The organism is Streptomyces sp. NPDC048604 (genome assembly GCF_043199435.1).
In the GTDB taxonomy this organism is placed as follows: Bacteria; Actinomycetota; Actinomycetes; order Streptomycetales; family Streptomycetaceae; genus Streptomyces.
On record NZ_JBICVX010000014.1, the window covers coordinates 86,054 to 103,034 of the forward strand.

Annotated in this window: 12 protein-coding genes; 2 read left to right on the forward strand and 10 right to left on the reverse strand. The window is 70.9% G+C overall.

Annotated elements, in window-relative coordinates; genetic code table 11:
• Positions 1 to 102 precede the first annotated feature (102 nt).
• Positions 103 to 1,209 carry an LCP family protein gene (locus tag ACGFMM_RS27040; RefSeq protein WP_393649053.1) on the reverse strand — a complete coding sequence of 369 codons (1,107 nt, stop codon included), beginning with the start codon at positions 1,207 to 1,209 and terminating at the stop codon, positions 103 to 105.
• A 250-nt stretch (positions 1,210 to 1,459) separates the two neighbouring features.
• On the opposite strand from ACGFMM_RS27040, the gene ACGFMM_RS27045 reads away from it, so the two are divergent.
• A complete protein-coding gene (locus ACGFMM_RS27045) occupies positions 1,460 to 2,569 on the forward strand; it encodes a hypothetical protein (RefSeq protein ID WP_393649054.1) in 1,110 nt (369 codons plus the stop codon).
• A 15-nt stretch (positions 2,570 to 2,584) separates the two neighbouring features.
• On the opposite strand, the gene ACGFMM_RS27050 is transcribed toward ACGFMM_RS27045, so the two are convergent.
• The 8 genes from ACGFMM_RS27050 to ACGFMM_RS27085 all read right to left on the reverse strand — a co-directional run bounded on the left by ACGFMM_RS27050 (position 2,585) and on the right by ACGFMM_RS27085 (position 14,214).
• Complete coding sequence (locus ACGFMM_RS27050) at positions 2,585 to 4,186, reverse strand: glycosyltransferase (protein WP_393649055.1); 1,602 nt, start codon at positions 4,184 to 4,186, stop codon at positions 2,585 to 2,587.
• A gap of 10 nt (positions 4,187 to 4,196) precedes the next feature.
• Positions 4,197 to 5,009: an Ig-like domain-containing protein gene (locus tag ACGFMM_RS27055; RefSeq protein ID WP_393649056.1), complete on the reverse strand. Its 813-nt coding sequence runs from the start codon at positions 5,007 to 5,009 to the stop codon at positions 4,197 to 4,199.
• Positions 5,006 to 5,821 carry a rhamnogalacturonan acetylesterase gene (locus ACGFMM_RS27060; RefSeq protein ID WP_393649057.1) on the reverse strand — a complete coding sequence of 272 codons (816 nt, stop codon included), beginning with the start codon at positions 5,819 to 5,821 and terminating at the stop codon, positions 5,006 to 5,008. The genes ACGFMM_RS27055 and ACGFMM_RS27060 overlap by 4 nt, the downstream gene beginning before the upstream one ends.
• A 38-nt stretch (positions 5,822 to 5,859) precedes the next feature.
• Positions 5,860 to 7,362, reverse strand: coding sequence for an SDR family NAD(P)-dependent oxidoreductase (locus tag ACGFMM_RS27065; protein ID WP_393649058.1), 1,503 nt, complete (start codon positions 7,360 to 7,362; stop codon positions 5,860 to 5,862).
• Between the two features lie 79 nt (positions 7,363 to 7,441).
• The gene (locus ACGFMM_RS27070; protein WP_393649059.1) at positions 7,442 to 9,403 is read right to left on the reverse strand and encodes a hypothetical protein; all 1,962 of its coding nucleotides are present in this window, start codon (positions 9,401 to 9,403) and stop codon (positions 7,442 to 7,444) included.
• 328 nt (positions 9,404 to 9,731) lie between these two features.
• A complete protein-coding gene (locus ACGFMM_RS27075; protein WP_393649060.1) occupies positions 9,732 to 10,766 on the reverse strand; it encodes a signaling protein in 1,035 nt (344 codons plus the stop codon).
• Positions 10,767 to 10,873: 107 nt separating this feature from the next.
• Positions 10,874 to 13,003: a 3-hydroxyacyl-CoA dehydrogenase NAD-binding domain-containing protein gene (locus tag ACGFMM_RS27080; protein WP_393649061.1), complete on the reverse strand. Its 2,130-nt coding sequence runs from the start codon at positions 13,001 to 13,003 to the stop codon at positions 10,874 to 10,876.
• On the reverse strand, positions 13,000 to 14,214 hold the full coding sequence (locus ACGFMM_RS27085; RefSeq protein ID WP_362014462.1) for an acetyl-CoA C-acyltransferase: 1,215 nt from the start codon (positions 14,212 to 14,214) through the stop codon (positions 13,000 to 13,002). Before ACGFMM_RS27085 ends, ACGFMM_RS27080 begins: the two co-directional genes overlap by 4 nt.
• Before the next feature lie 224 nt (positions 14,215 to 14,438).
• Here ACGFMM_RS27085 and ACGFMM_RS27090 point away from each other — a divergent pair, with 224 nt between their 5' ends.
• Positions 14,439 to 15,569 (forward strand): alpha/beta fold hydrolase, encoded by a 1,131-nt coding sequence (locus ACGFMM_RS27090; RefSeq protein ID WP_393649062.1) that lies wholly within the window; start codon positions 14,439 to 14,441, stop codon positions 15,567 to 15,569.
• Positions 15,570 to 15,639: 70 nt separating this feature from the next.
• Here the strand turns inward: ACGFMM_RS27090 and ACGFMM_RS27095 are convergent, their stop codons facing one another.
• Positions 15,640 to 16,917, reverse strand: a complete 1,278-nt coding sequence (locus ACGFMM_RS27095) for an HRDC domain-containing protein (RefSeq protein WP_393649063.1) — start codon at positions 16,915 to 16,917, stop codon at positions 15,640 to 15,642.
• Positions 16,918 to 16,981 lie beyond the last annotated feature (64 nt).

Sequence of the window (16,981 nt, forward strand, 5' to 3'; positions counted from 1 at the left end):
GGGCCCCCCCCGGGGGGGGCGCCGCCCCGCCCGCGCCCCCCCCCCCCCCCCCCCGCCCCCCCCCCCGGCGGCCCCCCCCCCCCGCTTCCGTGTGCGCGGGCCTCAGCCCCCGGTGGCCGGGGACTTCTTGGCGGACGCGGGGATGTCGCCGTCCTCGCGGATCGCCTTCCAGAGCCGGGAGGCGTTGGGCTCGGCGGCGACGACGCGGTTCGGGTCCTTCTTGTCGTACGCGACCGGCAGCATGATCGTCTCCATGTTCTGCGGGTCGACGCCGTTCATGCTCTGCGCGAACTCGCTCAGCGACCGGAGGGAGGCCAGCTGCGAGTCGGTGGTGAGCGCCTTGGTGGCGGAGCCGGCGATCTTGTACGCCTTGGCCGGGCTGCCCAGCAGGTCCTGCCGCTTGACCTCGCTCAGCAGGGCCATCAGGAACTGCTGCTGGAGCCCGATGCGCCCGAGGTCGCTGCCGTCGCCGACGCCGTGCCGGGTGCGCACGTACGCGAGCGACTGGGTGCCGTCCAGCTTCTGCGGACCGGCCTCCAGGTCGAGCCCGCTCGCCCCGTCCTTGATCGGCTCCTTCACGTCGACGGTGACGCCGCCGATGGCGTCGACCAGGTCCTTGAACCCGGCGAAGTCGATCTCCAGGTAGTGGTCGAGCCGGACTCCGGACATCTCCTCGACGGTCTTGACCACACAGGCCGGACCGTACTGCGCGTACACGGAGTTGAACATCACGCGCTGCGCGGTCGGCGCGGTCCCGCCGCCGGTGCGCTCGCACTCGGGCCGGGTCACGAGCGTGTCGCGCGGGATGCTGACGGCGACGGCCTGGGTGCGGCCCTCGGGGATGTGCACCACGAGCGCGGTGTCCGACCGGGCCCCGCCGACCGTGCCGCCCGCCAGGTCCCCGTTGGCACCGGCCCGCGAGTCGGACCCGAGCACCAGCAGGTTCTGCCCGGTGGTCGGCAGTTTCTGCGGCCGGTTGTCACCGAGCGCCTTGTCGATGTCGACGCCCTTGATGTTCGAGTCGAGGCTGCTGTACATCCAGTACAGCCCGCCGCCGGCCGCGAGCACCAGCACGAGCAGCACGAGCAGGACTATGCGCCCGGTCCTGCGGCGCCTGCGGCCGTTCCCGCGCCGGGAACCCCTCCTCGACCCCCCGGCTTCCCCACGGGACGACGCGGGTGCGCTCGGCGCGGTGTTCTGGTCCGTCATTGCTCGTCGGGCCTCTTCCGTCGGGGACGCCCGAGGGCGTGCGCGAGAAACGGCCGGCTCGTGAGACCGGCACATCTGTCAACCAAGGATTCGGTGAATAATATGCAGATCCCAGTGGTCGGGAGGTCGGCGGGGGTGGACTGCTTCCCCATGAACGAGCGAGGACCCGTGTGACCGGCTGCGGCACCACGGGCGGACGGAGAGGTGGGCGGCGGTGGTCATGAGCCGTGGCGGAAACAGGAGTCGGCGGGTGGGTCCCGGTCCGGCCGCGGACCGACCCCTCGCCGGCCCGTCGTCCCCGGAGGGCCGTCCGGCGCGCTGGCTGTTCCTCGGCGGGGACGGCCGGCTGACCGCGTACGGACCGTCTCCGGAGGGCCTCGTCCGCTGGACCGAGAGCGCGGACGGGCATTTCGGCGCCCCCGAGGCGTTCGACGTGGAGGGCTGGGCGGGGCGGCTGTCCCTGGCACGCAGCAGCGAGGGGTACGTGTACCTCGCCGGGCTGCGCCGGCCGGACGGCGGCGACCCGCCGCGCGTCGTGCTCAGCGGCCAGTTCCAGACCGGGCGTCCCCTGCACTACTGGCACGACCTCGGGGAGCCGGTCGCCCCGGGCGCCGCGCCCGGTGATCCCGTGATCGCCGGACCGGTGGTCGTCGTCAATCAGACGTCCGGCTCCGTGCACGTCCTGGTCTCGCTGCGCACCGGCGGGATCCTGCGGCGCAGCCGCGCCGCGGACGGGCGGTGGGGCCGCTGGAAGAGCGTCAGCACCGAGGCGTACACCGGCGAGTTCGCGGCGGCGATGCCTGCGGGCGGGCCGCTGGAGGTCCTGGCCGTGAGCCACGCCGACGGTCTGGTGGACCGCTGGGCGGGGGCCGGAGGCGGCCGTTTCGCCATGCGGGATCGTTTCGCCACTCCCGTCGTCGACGGCACTCAGATCGCCGTCGAGACCGGCCGCAAGCGCGCCACCTACTTCTGGCGCTACCCGGGCGACGACTCGCTCGTCGCCTGGCGTGCGGCGGCCGGGGACGCCCCGGGCAGCCTGATGTCCCTGGGCGGTGCGGGCGGTGTCGGCCGCCCCGGTGTCGGCCGCACCATGATCGGCGGCTACGACTGCACGTTCCTCGCGCAGAACGGCCCGCACGGCACCGTGGACGTCACCGCCTACGTCACCGAGGGCGAGGGGTACGGCACCTGGTGGAACGCCCTCCCTGACACCGGCGGCCCGGTGAGCGCCCCGCAGGTGGCCGTCGACGGCATGGGGCGCCTCGTCGTGGCCGTCGTTGACCACGAGGGCGCCCTGCTCGTGGCCCGGCAGAACCCCGCGCAGGACGGCCTCGTGTTCGGACGGTGGAGCCGGTACTGATCCGGGGGCCGGGGGTCAGCGGGCGCCCGGCAGAGGCAGCCGCTCGGAGATCTCGAGGCTGAGGTCGCCCTCCTCCGTGTAGAACGGCGTGGCGGCCAACTCGTGCCCCGCCGTCGTGGCCGAGGGGGCGAAGACCATCGGCATCCGGCTGACGACGTCGACCTCGGGGGCGCGCCTGCGGCCGAGCCGGACCTCCTGGGTGACCCCTTCGAAGCTCACGGCCAGGAAGACGTCCCAGACGCCCGGGAGCAGCGGCCAGCCGTCCGACATCTGCCGGAGGTTGATCCGGGTGGAGAACCGGCCCATCGCCCGGGGCTTCCCCTTGGAGTTCATCAGCGTCTCGTCCCGGCGCGCGGTGACCGAGAAGCGCTCCTCCGCCCCGGTGGGACGATGCCGCAGCACCACCTTCGTGGCCCGCTCGCGGGTGGTGAGCTGCTCGAAGAACGCATGCCCGTCGAGCAGCAGGATCGGGCCGCTCCACTTCAGGCTCGTCAGCTCCTGATTCACCGTCATCTTGTCGGTGATGTCGAACAGTTCGTCAGGAAGCCCGACCGAGGGATCACGGAAGAACGGCAGCGTGGTGTAGACACGGCCGTTCTCCACCGTCTTCTTCGGGACGGGGTTGTTCTTGTCCGCCTCGTACGCCGCCATCTGCTGGGCCTCCGCATGGCGGCCGGCCGCGATCAGCGCCAGCCGCACGGCCAGCGGCCGGGGCAGCAGTGCCGAAGCACCCGGAGGGACCTGGCGCAGGAACTCCGCGGCGGCCCACAGGGCCCGCTCCCGTTCGGCGTGGTTGTCCGAGGCGAGCAGCAACGCCCCCGTCGCCTTGCCGAGTTCCGTCTCCAGATGGCGCGAGATCAGCAGATTCTGCCGGGGGCCCGGCGGCACCAGCGAGCACACCAGCGCCGTCATCCGCGCCGCCAGCTCGACCCGCTGGGCGAGCGCCACCGGCCCGGCCGACGACGGTCCCTTGACGACGCAGGGCTCGTCGGCCACCACGGAGATGTTGTCGGCGCCGATGTAGGCGGCCGCGGTGAAGGCCTGGTCCTCGCCGAACGACATGTCCGCGGGGAACGCCAGCCCCCGGCGGCGCAGCAGGCTCGTGCGGAACAGCTTGTCCGGCGTCAGCGACCAGTAGACCTTCGAACCGTACAGATCCGCCGACGCCTGGGTCCTGCGGAACATCGACGTCGCCACGGCGTGCTTGCCCGAGCTCTCCAGCTTGCCGAGCACGACGTCGGACTCGTTGGTGTCGGCCGAGGCGACCATCCGCTCCAGTGCCGTGGGGGTGAGCCGGTCCGCGCCCGTCAGGAAGAGGACGTACCGGGCCGTGGCCTGGCTCATGCCCCAGTTGCGGGCCTCGGACGTGGACAGGCCCCGCGGCAGGCGGCCCGTGCGCAGCAGGTGCGGATGCCGGCGCTGCGCCTCGGCCAGCACGGAGCCGCTCTCGTCGGTCGAACCGTCGTCGACCGCGATGAGCTCGATCCGGTCGGTCCCGATCGACTGGCCCAGCAGCGAGTCCAGGCAGGCCCCCAGGGTGCGGGCGTGATCGCGGACATGGAGGACCACGGTGACGTCGCGGATCTCTCCCGGGTGCACAGGTGCAGGAGTGGTCATGGGATGACGCCTATCCGTGGTGGGGTCGATCGGTGGGCCGGGGCCACGGCATCTCGCCGGTGAGGTTGGACCACTGCCAAGGCTGGAAGTCGGTGACGGCCGGCTGTTCGGGGAAGACGCCGGGCCGGTCGGCCGGCTCGCCCACGAGCACGTTCACGGGGGCGGTGGTCTTGCTTCCGTCGGGCAGGGCCACCGTGTACCGGAACCGGTCGTAGCCGGTGAACCCGGGCTGCGGGAGGTAGGTCAGCCAGCCGTCGTGGGTGAGGTGAGCGGTGCCGTGCCGCGGCTGGTCCACCTCGATCGGCGTGCTGCCCTGGGGGGCCGCGGAGAGCACATGGACGGAGCCCTGAGCGCCGGGGGCGGTGACGATCCGCAGACCGGGCGCGAACATCGTCCGGATCAGCAGGGACGTGTCGCGCAGCGAGCCCGTGCGCACGAGCTTGCCGGTGTCCCGGTTCGGCAGGGCGACCGCGATGTGCGGGCGCAGCCGCGGCTCCTTCTTCTTCGGCTCCTTCACCCGGATCCAGACGAACCCGATGCCGTTCTCGCCGGGCTCGGCCCGGACCCGGTACTGACGCTGCCTGGGGAAGTACTCCACGTCCTGGACCGAGACGACCTCGGCCGCGCCGCCGAAGTACTTCTCCTGCAGGTACGCGTAGGCGAACGGGGCGCCGTCGACCGCGACCGAGAGGCCCAACTGGACGATGTCGCCCGGGGCGACGCCGCTGAAGGGGGGCTGGGAGCAGTAGAGCGAGGCGTGCGCCACACCGGGAGAGGACTCCTCGGTGCCGACGGCCCGGCCGCTGCACAGCACGTGGTTCATGAGCCGGTCTCCAGGTCGCGGGCGGGGGTGACACGGGACTTCGTACGGTGCTGGAACGTGGCGTCGTCGAGCCAGCCCATCTCGTCGTACGAGAAGGTGCGCCGGTCCAGGTCCCTGACCCAGTGCGCCGGGACCAGCCGCTGGGTCATCAGCGCGCGGGCCACGAACCGGGCCACCTCGACGGCGCCGTCGGCGCGCAGGTGGACGTTGTCGGCGTCCTGCACGACCGGCATCAGGGGCTCGCCGGGGCGCAGATAGGTGAAGACGTGCTTGGTGTCCTCCGGACCCAGTTCCTCCCACCACTGCAGGCTCTGCCCGTACACGTCGATGAGCGGGACGAACTCCTCCTGGGCGAGCTGCCGCATGGCCACCGGGTAGTCGGCGAGGAACCGGCTGACGTTGCCGTGCCGGTCGATGCGGCGCCGCTCGAACGGCATCATCAGGATCGGGTGCGCCTGGCGTTCGCGGGCGCCCGTGACGTACGCCCGCAGATGCTCGATGAAGTCCTCGAACGGCTCGGTGTGGATGCCCGGGTCGGGCTTCCAGTCGATCTGTCCGAAGGCCATGATCAGGTAGTCGCCGGGGGACATGGCGTCGAGGATCCACTGGAGGCGTCCGCGCTCCCGGAAGCTCTTCGTACTGGCCCGTCCCCGGGAGCAGTTGACCACTTCCACGTCGTCGGTGAGGAACAGGTCGAGTGCCTGCCCCCAGCCCATCATGGGAAGGTGGCTGGCGGGCCGGGTCACCGTCCCCGAACCGCCGGCCAGGAAGATCCTGGCCCGCGGGCCCGAGTGGTCGCTTGCGTACGTCATGCTCTCTCCCTCGACGGAGCCGCCCGGCCCGGACGGGCCTAGATGTCCTGGGTCTCTCGGCCGCTGAGGACCGACGCGATGGCCCGCTCGAAGCCCGACAGGGGCGCGGCCGTAGCTGTGGGGTCCTGCTGCCGTACGTCGATGACGTGGCCCGTCATGGGGGACAGCAGCACGTCGAGCGAGCTGAGGGCGACCGCCTCGGACGACAGCAGCGAGCCCTCGGGCTCCTGGCCGAACGCGTTGGTCCGCATCGGGGTGGCGGTGCGCTCCGGGTTCACGCAGTTGACCCGGACGCCGTCCTCCGCCCACTCCTCCGCGAGCGCCTGGGTCAGGTTCACCACGGCGGCCTTGGCGGACGAGTACAGGCTGTACTCGGAGCGGCCGCGGGTGTAGCTGCTGGAGGTGAACAGCAGCAGCTGACCGCCGCTCTCCGCCAGGTACTTGTAGGAGGCGCGGGCGATGTTGACCGGGGCGAGGTAGTTGACGGCGGTCGCCTCGCGGATCGTCTCGTCGCTGGTCTCGGCCAGCCGGCCGATGCGCAGGACGCCGGCGGTGTTGACGACGTAGTCGATGCGGCCGGTCTCGGTGTACGCCTTGGTGATGGCGTCCTCGACGTCAGCCGGGTTCTCCACATGCGTGCCGGTGGTGGAGCGGCCCAGCGCGTACACGGTGGCGCCGTACTGCTCGGCGAGTCGCGCGATGTCCGCGCCGATGCCGTACGAGCCGCCGAAGACCAGCATGGTCCGGCCGGTCAGCCGCTCGCGGTACCAGTCCTCGCCGGCCGGCGCCGGGGCCGCGGTCGAGGCCAGCTGGAACAGCTTGTCCGCGATGAACACGTCGACCGGCTGGGTGACCTTCATGTTGTACTCGTCGCCCATGACGACGTGGACCGGGACGTCCGGCAGGTACGTGAGCACCACCGAGCAGTCGTCGGTCGCCTCGAAGGACGGGTCGGCGAGCGCCAGCTCGTACGCGCGGCGGATGGTCGAGAGGTGGAAGGCCTGCGGGGTCTGGCCGCGGCGCAGCCGCGAGCGGTCCGGGACCTCGGTGATGAACTCGCCGTCGCCGCCGTGCGTGCGCGTCACGATGATCGTGTCGGACGACGGGATGGCGACGTCGACGGCCTCGTAGCGCTCCAGCGCCGCCACGCACTCCGTCACCACGCGGCCGGAGAGCAGCGGGCGGACGGCGTCGTGGAAGAGCAGGTTGCAGTCCTCGCCCTCGCCGAGCTCCTCGGAGACGGCGCGGATGGCGAGGCTGGTGGTCTCGCTGCGGGTCGCGCCGCCGGGCAGTACGCGGGAGACCTTGCTCAGTCCGGCCCTGGCGACGATCTTCTCGGCCTCGGCGGTGTAGCCGGGCGCCATGAGCACGATGATCTCGTCGATCTCCGGGGCGTTCTCGAAGACGCAGAGAGTGTGCTCGAGGATCGACTTGCCGGCGATCTTCAGAAGCTGCTTCGGAATCGCGAGCCCGACGCGCTGCCCCGAGCCTCCGGCGAGGACGACGGCACAGGTACGGCGACGGATTGCACGGCTGGACAAGGTTTTCCGGCCTCCTGGGTGGCGGATGAAGCAGAACCGATGACGAAAGCGAGAGGGAGAAGCTGGGCGGCGGGAACGGTCACGCGTCGACGTACACGCGCTCGGGGTACTCGATCGGGAAGTCCCGCAGCCCCCGCTCGTAGAGCGCGTTCGCCGCCGCGTTGAACCGCACCACCGACGGCGGGTAGTCCGCGCCGAGCAGGTAGTCCTTCAGCTGCTCGCGATAGGGCGCCATCACGTCCCGCTCCGGGTTGAGCATGGCGTCGAGCGCCTCGCTCAGGCCGTTGCACTCGGAGTCCAGCAGGTACGAGGCGGACGCCGTCCGCTGCTCGTTGCGGAACTCCTGGTCCGGCAGCCCCTCCAGATTGAAGATGGCGTAGGGCTTACGGGTCGCGACGAAGTCCGAGACCACGCTGGACATGTCGCCGATGAGCAGGTCGGAGTGGTTGAAGCAGTCGTTGAGCGCGGGAATCCGGTCCAGCACCACGTGGTGCGCCTCGTCCGGAATGGCGTTCCAGTAGAGGGCGCCGGCCTGGTTGCGGCTGCGCCGGATGCGGGCCGTGCGCTCCTGCTCCGTCAGGTCGGGGTACGGCGAGCGGACGCCGCGCTCGGAGAGCTCGGCGATGCGCTTGTCGATGCGGGCCAGCTTGCGCGCGGCCCCCTTGGAGTTGCTGATCCGGCGGCCGAAGCGGCGGGCGTTGTCCTCCTCCAGGAGGGCGATGATGCGGCGGTGCGCGGCCGCCGCCGCGGGGGAGCGGGTGCCGGTCAGCGGGTGCGGCTTGTAGATGATGCGCAGTCGCCGCTCGTGCGACAGAAGCGCCTCGATCAGCTGCTCGCCGGCCGGGATGACCGAGGTGTAGCAGGCGTCGTCGGTCCAGCCCTCCCAGGTCGGCGCGTAGATCACCGTGGGGATCGGCTGCGCGACCCGGCCCGTCCAGCGGTGCAGGGACATCAGCTGCGGGCGGCCGACCTCGACGATCTGGTGGTGGCTGACGGCGTGCTTGATGCGCTCGTAGCGGTCGCGGCCGGCCCGGCCGGCCACCCAGATCTCGTCGAAGACCTTGCTGACGCGATTGCTGGAGGCGGCCTTGTCGCTGTCGCCGTGACCGATGAAGACGTGCTTGACCTCGGCACGCTGCAGCATGTGGACGTTCTTGCCGGCGTTGCCCGGGTAGAGGCAGACGCGCAGCTCGGGCATCTCGACCCGGGCCAGGAACTCGGCCTTGGGCACGCAGATCACCGGGACGCCCGTGGCGTCGAGGTAGTTCAGGGTCGCCCGCTCGCGCAGCACGATGACCGGCCGCAGATCGAGCGCTTCGAGCGACTCCAGCCACATGTTGACCTGGTACATGAAGTCGCGGGAGATCGCGGCGAAGGTGAAGTACAGCGCGACCTGCGGGCGGTAGTGGGCGAGCTGCTCGTTCAGCTCGTCGATGGCCTCGTCGGCGCTCGGCAGGATCAGCGCGTTCCGGGCGCCGGGCACGAGGGCGAGCAGGGCCAGATAGGCCACCGAGACGGAGATGATGCCGCCGAAGGTGACGTACCGCCAGTTGTCGGTCGCCATGGTGCCGAGCGTGCCGGCGAAGAGCGGGACGTCGAGGTGCAGCGTCTTGCGGACGTGCTTGTTCATCAGGAACGGGTGCGGCATCCGCCGGATGCCCAGGGCCTCCACGTCGAGCCCGCGCACGGTGTACGGCAGTTCCTGGCGCTTCTTGCGGACGTGCTTGAGCAGCGCGCCGTAGGCCAGCTGGAGCGCGAACAGCAGCAGCAGTCCGACCGAGGTCATCTGGACGACGAACGAGTCGATGTCCGTGACCGACCCGCACAGGGCGAGGAGCAGGAACTGGCGGATCAGGAAGCGGATCGTCAGACCGAAGCGGGAGTCCCGGAGCCGCTCCAGGGTGGGGGACTGCGAGCTGTGCAGCATCAGGTCGGCGAGGTAGCTCACGGCGGCCGAGCCGGCGAACAGCGTGAGCGACGGCATGACGACGGCGACCAGCATCCCGATGAAGCTGAGCACGAGCGCGCTCGATATGAGCACTCCGAGAATGGCTTGACCCTGCTGTTTGCCCATGACCGGTGCCGGACCTCCTTCAACGCTGCTGCACGCGGCAGCGACGCTGCTGTCCGCACGGGGAATTTCGTGACGCACGTCACGTACGTCCCCAGCCCGCCGTGGCGGGCTGCGCGGATGGCGTTGTGTGGAGGTTGTGAGTGCTCGCCGAAGTATATGCAGCGGCGGGACGGCCAATGAACGGAGGGAGGCTGTGAGGTGAACGGGGCGGCGCGGGTTGCCGAACCGTTATCCGGAGATGCCGGGAAGGTGATGTTCCGGGCCGTGTCGCAGGTGGCCGCAGGTCATCGATCGGTCACTGCCGGTGCGGTTCGTGGGGGTGGAACCCGTAGAGCGCGATGTTCCTGCGCCCCGGCGATTTCACGGAGAATCCGACGCAGAGCAGCGGTTCGGGCGTCAGCCGGACGGCAATTCCCTCCGGCTCACGGTAATTCAGATCCAGGTCCACCAAGACGCGCTGACGACCTGCCGATTCACCGGTCGTGACGTCGATCGCAGAAATGAAAGTGTTTCCGCCCGAGCCTTCCGGATTGCGGCCACCGGGTCTGCTGTAAGGATTTCCGGTGAGCAGGTAGAGATAATTCCCGTACAACGCGCAGCCCTGGAACGTCTCGCCCTCCAGGATTCCCGGATTCTCGATGATCTGGGTGGGGCTCGTGTTCCCCGACTTCAGATCCTCGATCCGGTGCAGCCCATAACGGAGTTCGCCGTCGGTCCGGTAGGCGATCAGCACCCGCCCCCCGGCCATGTCCACGGCGGGGTGGACGCGGCGGCTGCCGTCGGGCGCCGCCCGCAGCTGGCGGACCGGTGCCGCACTCTCGTCGAGGACGGCGCCGTCCCGGAAGCGCACCCGGGCCACCGCGCGCCCGTAGCCGGTCCGGTCTGCGTCAGACTCCACCCACAGCCAGGTCCGGTCACCGGCCGGCTCCACGCCGATCGAGACGCCGTGCCCGAACCCGCGCAGGCTCATCCGGCCGAGCCGGCGGCCGGAGAAGTCGTACCGGGTGATGCACAGGTCCCCGTCCCGTCCGCGCCCCCGGACGGCCTGCGCCACGTACACCCGGCGGTTGACGTCGTCGAAGGCCAGCGACTGGGGGCCGGTGACGTCGCTGAGCGGCGTCGGACGCCACAGACGTGCCGGCCGGGCCACGTCGAAGCCCCCGACCCTCGCCGGCGGTCGCACCGGTGTCCGCGGCGCGTCGTCGCCCGCCCGGCGCTCGTCGTCCGGCCCGAGAAGGGACCCGACCGCGACGCCCGTCGCCAGCGAGGCCGCTGCGGCGCCGCCGATCAGCAGGGTGCGGCGGCTGAACCGTGGGCCGGGTCTGTGCATGGTGCCGAAGGTGCCGTTCTTCCGAGGACAAGATCCACCATCCTGCCATCACGGCGGATGCCCGCCCCCACGAGGTGGGGACGGGCATCCGCGGGACAGCTCCGGTGTTACGCCGGGACGCTCGCCACGCCAGGCGCCAGGAAGCGCTTGCCGTTGGCGCGCTCCGAGACGCCCTCGCGGTCCAGGTACGGCGTGATGCCGCCCAGGTGGAAGGGCCAGCCGGCGCCCGTGATCAGGCAGAGGTCGATGTCCTGCGCCTCGGCGACGACACCCTCCTCCAGCATCAGGCCGATCTCCTGCGCCACCGCGTCCAGGACGCGCTCGCGCACCTGCTCCTCCGCCAGGACGACGTCGCCCTGCTTGAGGAGGGCGGCGACCTCCGGGTCGAGCACCGGCTTGCCGGTCTCGTACGTGTAGAAGCCGCGCTTGCCGGCCTCGACGACCGCCTTCAGGTTGGGGGAGACCTTGAAGCGCTCCGGGAAGGCGCGGTTCAGGGTCTCGGAGACGTGCAGACCGATCGCCGGGCCGACGAGCTCCAGGAGGACCAGCGGGGACATCGGCAGGCCGAGCGGCTCGATGGCCTTCTCGGCCGTCTCGACCGGGGTGCCCTCGTCGATGACGTTCTGGATCTCGCCCATGAAGCGGGTCAGGATGCGGTTCACGACGAACGCCGGGGCGTCCTTGGTGAGGACCGCGGTCTTCTTCAGCTTCTTCGCGACACCGAAGGCGGTGGCGAGGGAGGCGTCGTCCGTCTTCTCGCCGCGCACGATCTCCAGGAGCGGGAGGATCGCGACCGGGTTGAAGAAGTGGAAGCCGACCACGCGCTCCGGGTGCTGGAGCTTGGAGGCCATCTCCGACACCGACAGCGAGGAGGTGTTGGTGGCGAGGATCGCGTGCGCCGGGGCGACCGCCTCGACCTCCGCGAACACCTTCTGCTTGACGGACATCTCCTCGAACACGGCCTCGATGATGAAGTCCGCGTCCGCGAAGCCGGCGGCCTTGTCCAGGACACCGGAGACCAGGCCCTTGAGACGGTTGGCCTTGTCCTGGTTGATCCGGCCCTTGCCCAGCAGCTTCTCGATCTCGGCGTGGACGTAGCCCACACCCTTGTCGACGCGCTCCTGGTCGATGTCGGTCAGGACGACCGGCACCTCCAGGCGGCGCAGGAAGAGCAGCGCGAGCTGGGAGGCCATCAGGCCGGCGCCGACGACACCGACCTTGGTGACCGGGCGGGCCAGCGACTTGTCCGGGGCACCGGCGGGGCGCTTGCCGCGCTTCTGCACCAGGTTGAAGGCGTAGATGCCGGAGCGGAGCTCGCCACCCATGATCAGGTCCGCGAGGGCCTGGTCCTCGGCGTCGAAGCCCTTCTGCAGGTCGCCGTCCTTGGACGCCTCGATGATGTCGAGGGCGCGGTACGCGGCCGGGGCCGCGCCGTGCACCTTGGAGTCGGCGATGAACCGGCCCTTGGCGACGGCCTGGTCCCAGCCCTCACCGCGGTCGATCTCCGGACGCTCCACCGTGACCGAGCCGTTGAGGACCGAGGCGGTCCAGATCAGCGACTGCTCCAGGAAGTCGGCGCCCTCGAAGATCGCGTCGGCGATGCCGAGCTCGAAGACCTGCTTGCCCTTGAGCTGACGGTTCTGGTTCAGCGAGTTCTCGATGATGACGGTGACGGCCTTGTCGGCACCGATCAGGTTCGGCAGGATCGTGCAGCCGCCCCAGCCGGGGACCAGACCGAGGAAGACCTCGGGCAGCGAGAAGGCCGGCAGGGCCTTGGAGACGGTGCGGTAGGTGCAGTGCAGACCGACCTCGACACCGCCGCCCATCGCCGCGCCGTTGTAGTACGCGAAGGTCGGCACGGCCAGCGCGGACAGACGCTTGAAGACGTCGTGGCCGCCCTTGCCGATGGCGAGCGCGTCGGAGTGCTGCTTGAGCAGCTCGACGCCCTTGAGGTCGGCGCCCACGGCGAAGATGAACGGCTTGCCGGTGATGCCGACGCCGACGATCTCGCCGTTCGCGGCCTCCGCCTCGACCTGGTCGATCGCCGCGTTCAGGTTGGCGAGGGACTGCGGGCCGAAGGTGGTCGGCTTGGTGTGGTCGAAGCCGTTGTCCAGCGTGATCAGCGCGAACCGGCCCGCACCCGCGGGCAGTTCGAAGTGCCGTACGTGGGCGCTGGTGACGACCTCGTCCGGGAACAGCTCGGCCGCACCCTTCAGAAGCTCGGCGGTGGTGCTCACTTGCCCTCCCAGTGGGGGTTCTCCCAGATGACGGTCGCGCCCATGCCGAAGCCGACGCACATCGTGTTGAGGCCGTAACGGACCTGCGGGTTCTCCTCGAACTGGCGGGCCAGCTGCGTCATGAGACGGACGCCGGAGGAGGCGAGCGGGTGACCGTAGGCGATGGCGCCGCCGTACTGGTTGACACGCGCGTCGTCGTCGGCGATGCCGTAGTGCTCCAGGAACGCCAGGACCTGGACCGCGAAGGCCTCGTTGATCTCGAAGAGGTCGATGTCCTCGATCGAGAGACCGGCCTGGGCCAGCGCCTTCTCGGTCGCCGGGATCGGGCCGTAGCCCATGACCTCGGGCTCGACGCCGGCGAAGGCGTACGAGACGAGGCGCATCTTCACCGGGAGGTTGTTCTCGCGGGCGAAGTCCTCGGAGGCGATGATCGAGGCGGTGGCGCCGTCGTTGAGACCGGCCGCGTTACCGGCGGTGACGTTGCCGTGGACGCGGAACGGCGTCTTCAGGTTCGCCAGCGACTCCAGGGTGGTGCCCGGGCGCATCGGCTCGTCGGCGGTGACCAGGCCCCAGCCGGTCTCGCCGGCCTCGGCGTTGGTGCGGCGGACCGAGATCGGCACCAGGTCCTGCTGGATCTTGCCGTCGGCGTACGCCTTGGCGGCCTTCTCCTGCGAGCGCACGGCGTACTCGTCGGCGCGCTGCTTGGTGATGCTCGGGTAGCGGTCGTGCAGGTTCTCGGCGGTCATACCCATGAACAGGGCGGACTCGTCGACCAGCTTCTCGCTCACGAAGCGCGGGTTCGGGTCGACGCCCTCACCCATGGGGTGGCGGCCCATGTGCTCGACGCCACCGGCGATGACGGCGTCGTAGGCGCCGAACGCGATGGAGCCGGCGACCGAGGTGACGGCGGTCAGCGCGCCGGCGCACATGCGGTCGATGGAGTAGCCCGGGACGGACTGCGGAAGACCGGCGAGGATGCCGGCGGTGCGGCCGAGGGTCAGACCCTGGTCACCGATCTGCGTGGTCGCGGCGATGGCGACCTCGTCGATCTTCGCGGGGTCGAGGCCGGGGTTGCGGCGCAGCAGCTCCCGGATGGCCTTGACGACGAGGTCGTCGGCGCGGGTCTCGTGGTAGATGCCCTTCGGGCCCGCCTTGCCGAACGGGGTGCGGACGCCGTCGACGAAGACGACGTCCCTGACGGTACGAGGCACGATGGCTCTCCTCCAGGGTGCGGGATGGCACTGCTGCGGCGCGCGACTAAGCGCGCGCTTGCTCCCCCCATGCTACTTACGGGTAACCAAGCTGCCCAGTCCCACGGGCCGGAGCGGCGAAGGTCACACCCACGGACCCCGTGGCGTGGCGAGGGCGGCCCGGCGCGCCGAGCCTGGCGGGGTCGGGGTTTTCTCCCCGGACCGAGCCGACAGAACGGATCCTCATGGCCGTCGAACTGATCGATCACAAGGTCAAGCACGTCTCCACCGTCCCTGCGAACGCCGGCGAGGAGGTCGAGCTGTTCGTGCGTGAGCGCGACGGCACGCCCCCGGGGCATCTCCCGGAGCGCGAGGTCGTCCTGATGCTGCACGGCCGAAGTATTCCGTCGCTCCCCGGCTTCGACCTCATGTACAAGTCGTACGGCTGGGCCGACGCGCTGGCGAAAGCCGGATACGACGTCTTCATGATGGACCTCCAGGGCGCCGGACTGTCGCCCCGCCCGGCGATGGCCGACCCGCGCAACGTCAACCCCGCCCAGCAGCACCTTCTGACACCGCGGCCCGCCGGGTTCACGCCGGGGCCGCCGAACTACGCGTTCCAGCTGAACAACTCGTACAGCGACCGGGACGAGCTGGCCAGCGTCGTGGAGTACATCTGCAAGGAGCGCAAGGTCGACAAGATCGCCTTCATCGGCTGGTCCGCGGCCGCGTTCACGATGGGGCCCTACGCGGTCGACAACCCCGGCAGGGTGTCGAGCCTGTTCCTGCTGGCGCCGATGTTCCCGCCCAAGGGCACGTCGAACCCGCCGGGCATGCTGCCGCAGCCCGGCTACCCGACGATCGTGGGCACGAAGGACGGCTTCAAGAGCGGGTGGGGCGGCGAGGTGCACTGCCCGGGCCAGCGCGAGGACGACGTCGTCGAAGAGGCGTGGAAAGCGATCATGAAGTGCGACTCGGTCGGCAGCAATTGGGGCCCGCCGGGGCAGGGCCTCAACCGGATCAGGAACTTCGCCCGGTGGGGCTGGAACAACACCACCGCGGCGAAGGGCGGAGTCCTCGGCGGCAGCGTCCCCGTCCTCATCGTGCACGGGGAGTTCGACAAGGTGGCGAACACCAAACCGCCGAGCACGAACCCGGAACTCAACTTCTCGGTCCCGGCCCTGTACGACGCGGTCGCCGGATCCCACAAGCTGCTGGTCACCATGGCCTGCGCCGGGCACTCCATGCCCTGGGAGATGCAGCACAAGAACCTGCACAACCTCTCGAAGCACTGGCTCAAGCACCTGAAGGTCGACGGCAAGACCCACGGAGTCTTCGAGATGGACAAGAACGGGGTCCTCAGCCCGGCACCGTAGGACGACGCAGCCCCCGGCCGGGAACGGCCGGGGGCTGCGGGGTCACCCCGCCGACATGTTGGCTCCGGCGTCAGGCGGACGCCGAGACGAGCGCCGCCACCAGGACCGGCGTGACCAGCTCGACCTGCCAGGCGCGGGCGCCGTAGCCGCGCAGGGCGGTCGCCACGTCGCCGTCGGCCGGGGGCTCCCAGCAGACGCGGCGGACCGTGTCCGGGGTGATCAGGTTCTCCTGCGGCAGGTTCAGCTGCTCCGCGAGCGCCGAGACCGACGTACGCGCCGCCGCCAGGCGAGCCGCCGCGACCGGGTCCTTGTCCGCCCAGGCGCGCGGCGGGGGCGGGCCCGCCGCCGCCGCCCCGGGCTGCGGGAGCTGCGCGTCGGGCAGGGCCCGGGCGCGGTCCACCGCGGTCTGCCACTGCTCCAGCTGACGCCGGCCCATCCGGTGGCCGAAGCCCGGCAGCGCCGCCAGCGCCTGCACGTTCACCGGCACCGCGAGCGCGGCCTCGACGATGGCCCCGTCGCTCAGCACCTTGCCCGGCGAGACGTCGCGCCGCTGCGCGATCGCGTCACGGACCGTCCACAGCTCCCGTACCACCGCCATCTGCCGGCGGCGGCGGACCTTGTGCATCCCGGAGGTGCGCCGCCAGGGGTCCTTGCGGGGCGGGGCGGGCGGGGCCGAGGCGATCGCGTCGAACTCCTGGCGGCCCCACTCCAGCTTGCCCTGCCGGTCCAGCTCCTTCTCCAGTGCGTCACGCAGGTCGACGAGCAGCTCGACGTCCAGCGCGGCGTACCGGAGCCAGGGCTCGGGCAGCGGGCGGGTGGACCAGTCCACCGCGGAGTGGCCCTTCTCCAGGGCGTAGCCCAGCACGCTCTCGACCATCGCGCCGAGACCCACCCGCGGGAAGCCCGCGAGCCGCCCGGCCAGCTCGGTGTCGAAGAGGGAGGACGGGAGCATGCCTATCTCGCGCAGACAGGGCAGGTCCTGGGTGGCGGCGTGCAGGATCCACTCGGTGTCGTCGAGCGCCGCGCCGAGCCCGGAGAGGTCGGGGCAGCCGACGGGGTCGATCAGCGCGGTGCCGGCGCCCTCGCGGCGCAGCTGGACGAGATAGGCCCGCTGTCCGTACCGGTAGCCGGAGGCCCGCTCGGCGTCGACGGCGACCGGGCCGCGCCCGGCGGCGAAGGCGGCGATCACCTCGTTCAGCGCGTCCTCGGTCGCCACCACGGGCGGCACGCCCTCGCGGGGCGCCAGAAGAGGCGTCGGCAGCCCGTTCGCAGGGTCGACGTCGTCCGGGGGGCCGCCCCCGGTGGTGCGCAGTGCGGTGTCTGCTGCGGTCTCATGGGCGTCGGTCACCAGTCAAGGGTATCCGTGAACGGACGCCGCCCGTCGACGGAACGTTCCGTCGACGGGCGCGGCT

Coding starts and splice junctions, on each gene's coding strand:
- ACGFMM_RS27040 (WP_393649053.1), bottom strand. CDS start 1,209: ATGACGGACCAGAACACCGCGCCGAGCGCACCCGCGTCGTCCCGTGGG.
- ACGFMM_RS27050 (WP_393649055.1), bottom strand. CDS start 4,186: ATGACCACTCCTGCACCTGTGCACCCGGGAGAGATCCGCGACGTCACC.
- ACGFMM_RS27055 (WP_393649056.1), bottom strand. CDS start 5,009: ATGAACCACGTGCTGTGCAGCGGCCGGGCCGTCGGCACCGAGGAGTCC.
- ACGFMM_RS27060 (WP_393649057.1), bottom strand. CDS start 5,821: ATGACGTACGCAAGCGACCACTCGGGCCCGCGGGCCAGGATCTTCCTG.
- ACGFMM_RS27075 (WP_393649060.1), bottom strand. CDS start 10,766: ATGCACAGACCCGGCCCACGGTTCAGCCGCCGCACCCTGCTGATCGGC.
- ACGFMM_RS27090 (WP_393649062.1), top strand. CDS start 14,439: ATGGCCGTCGAACTGATCGATCACAAGGTCAAGCACGTCTCCACCGTC.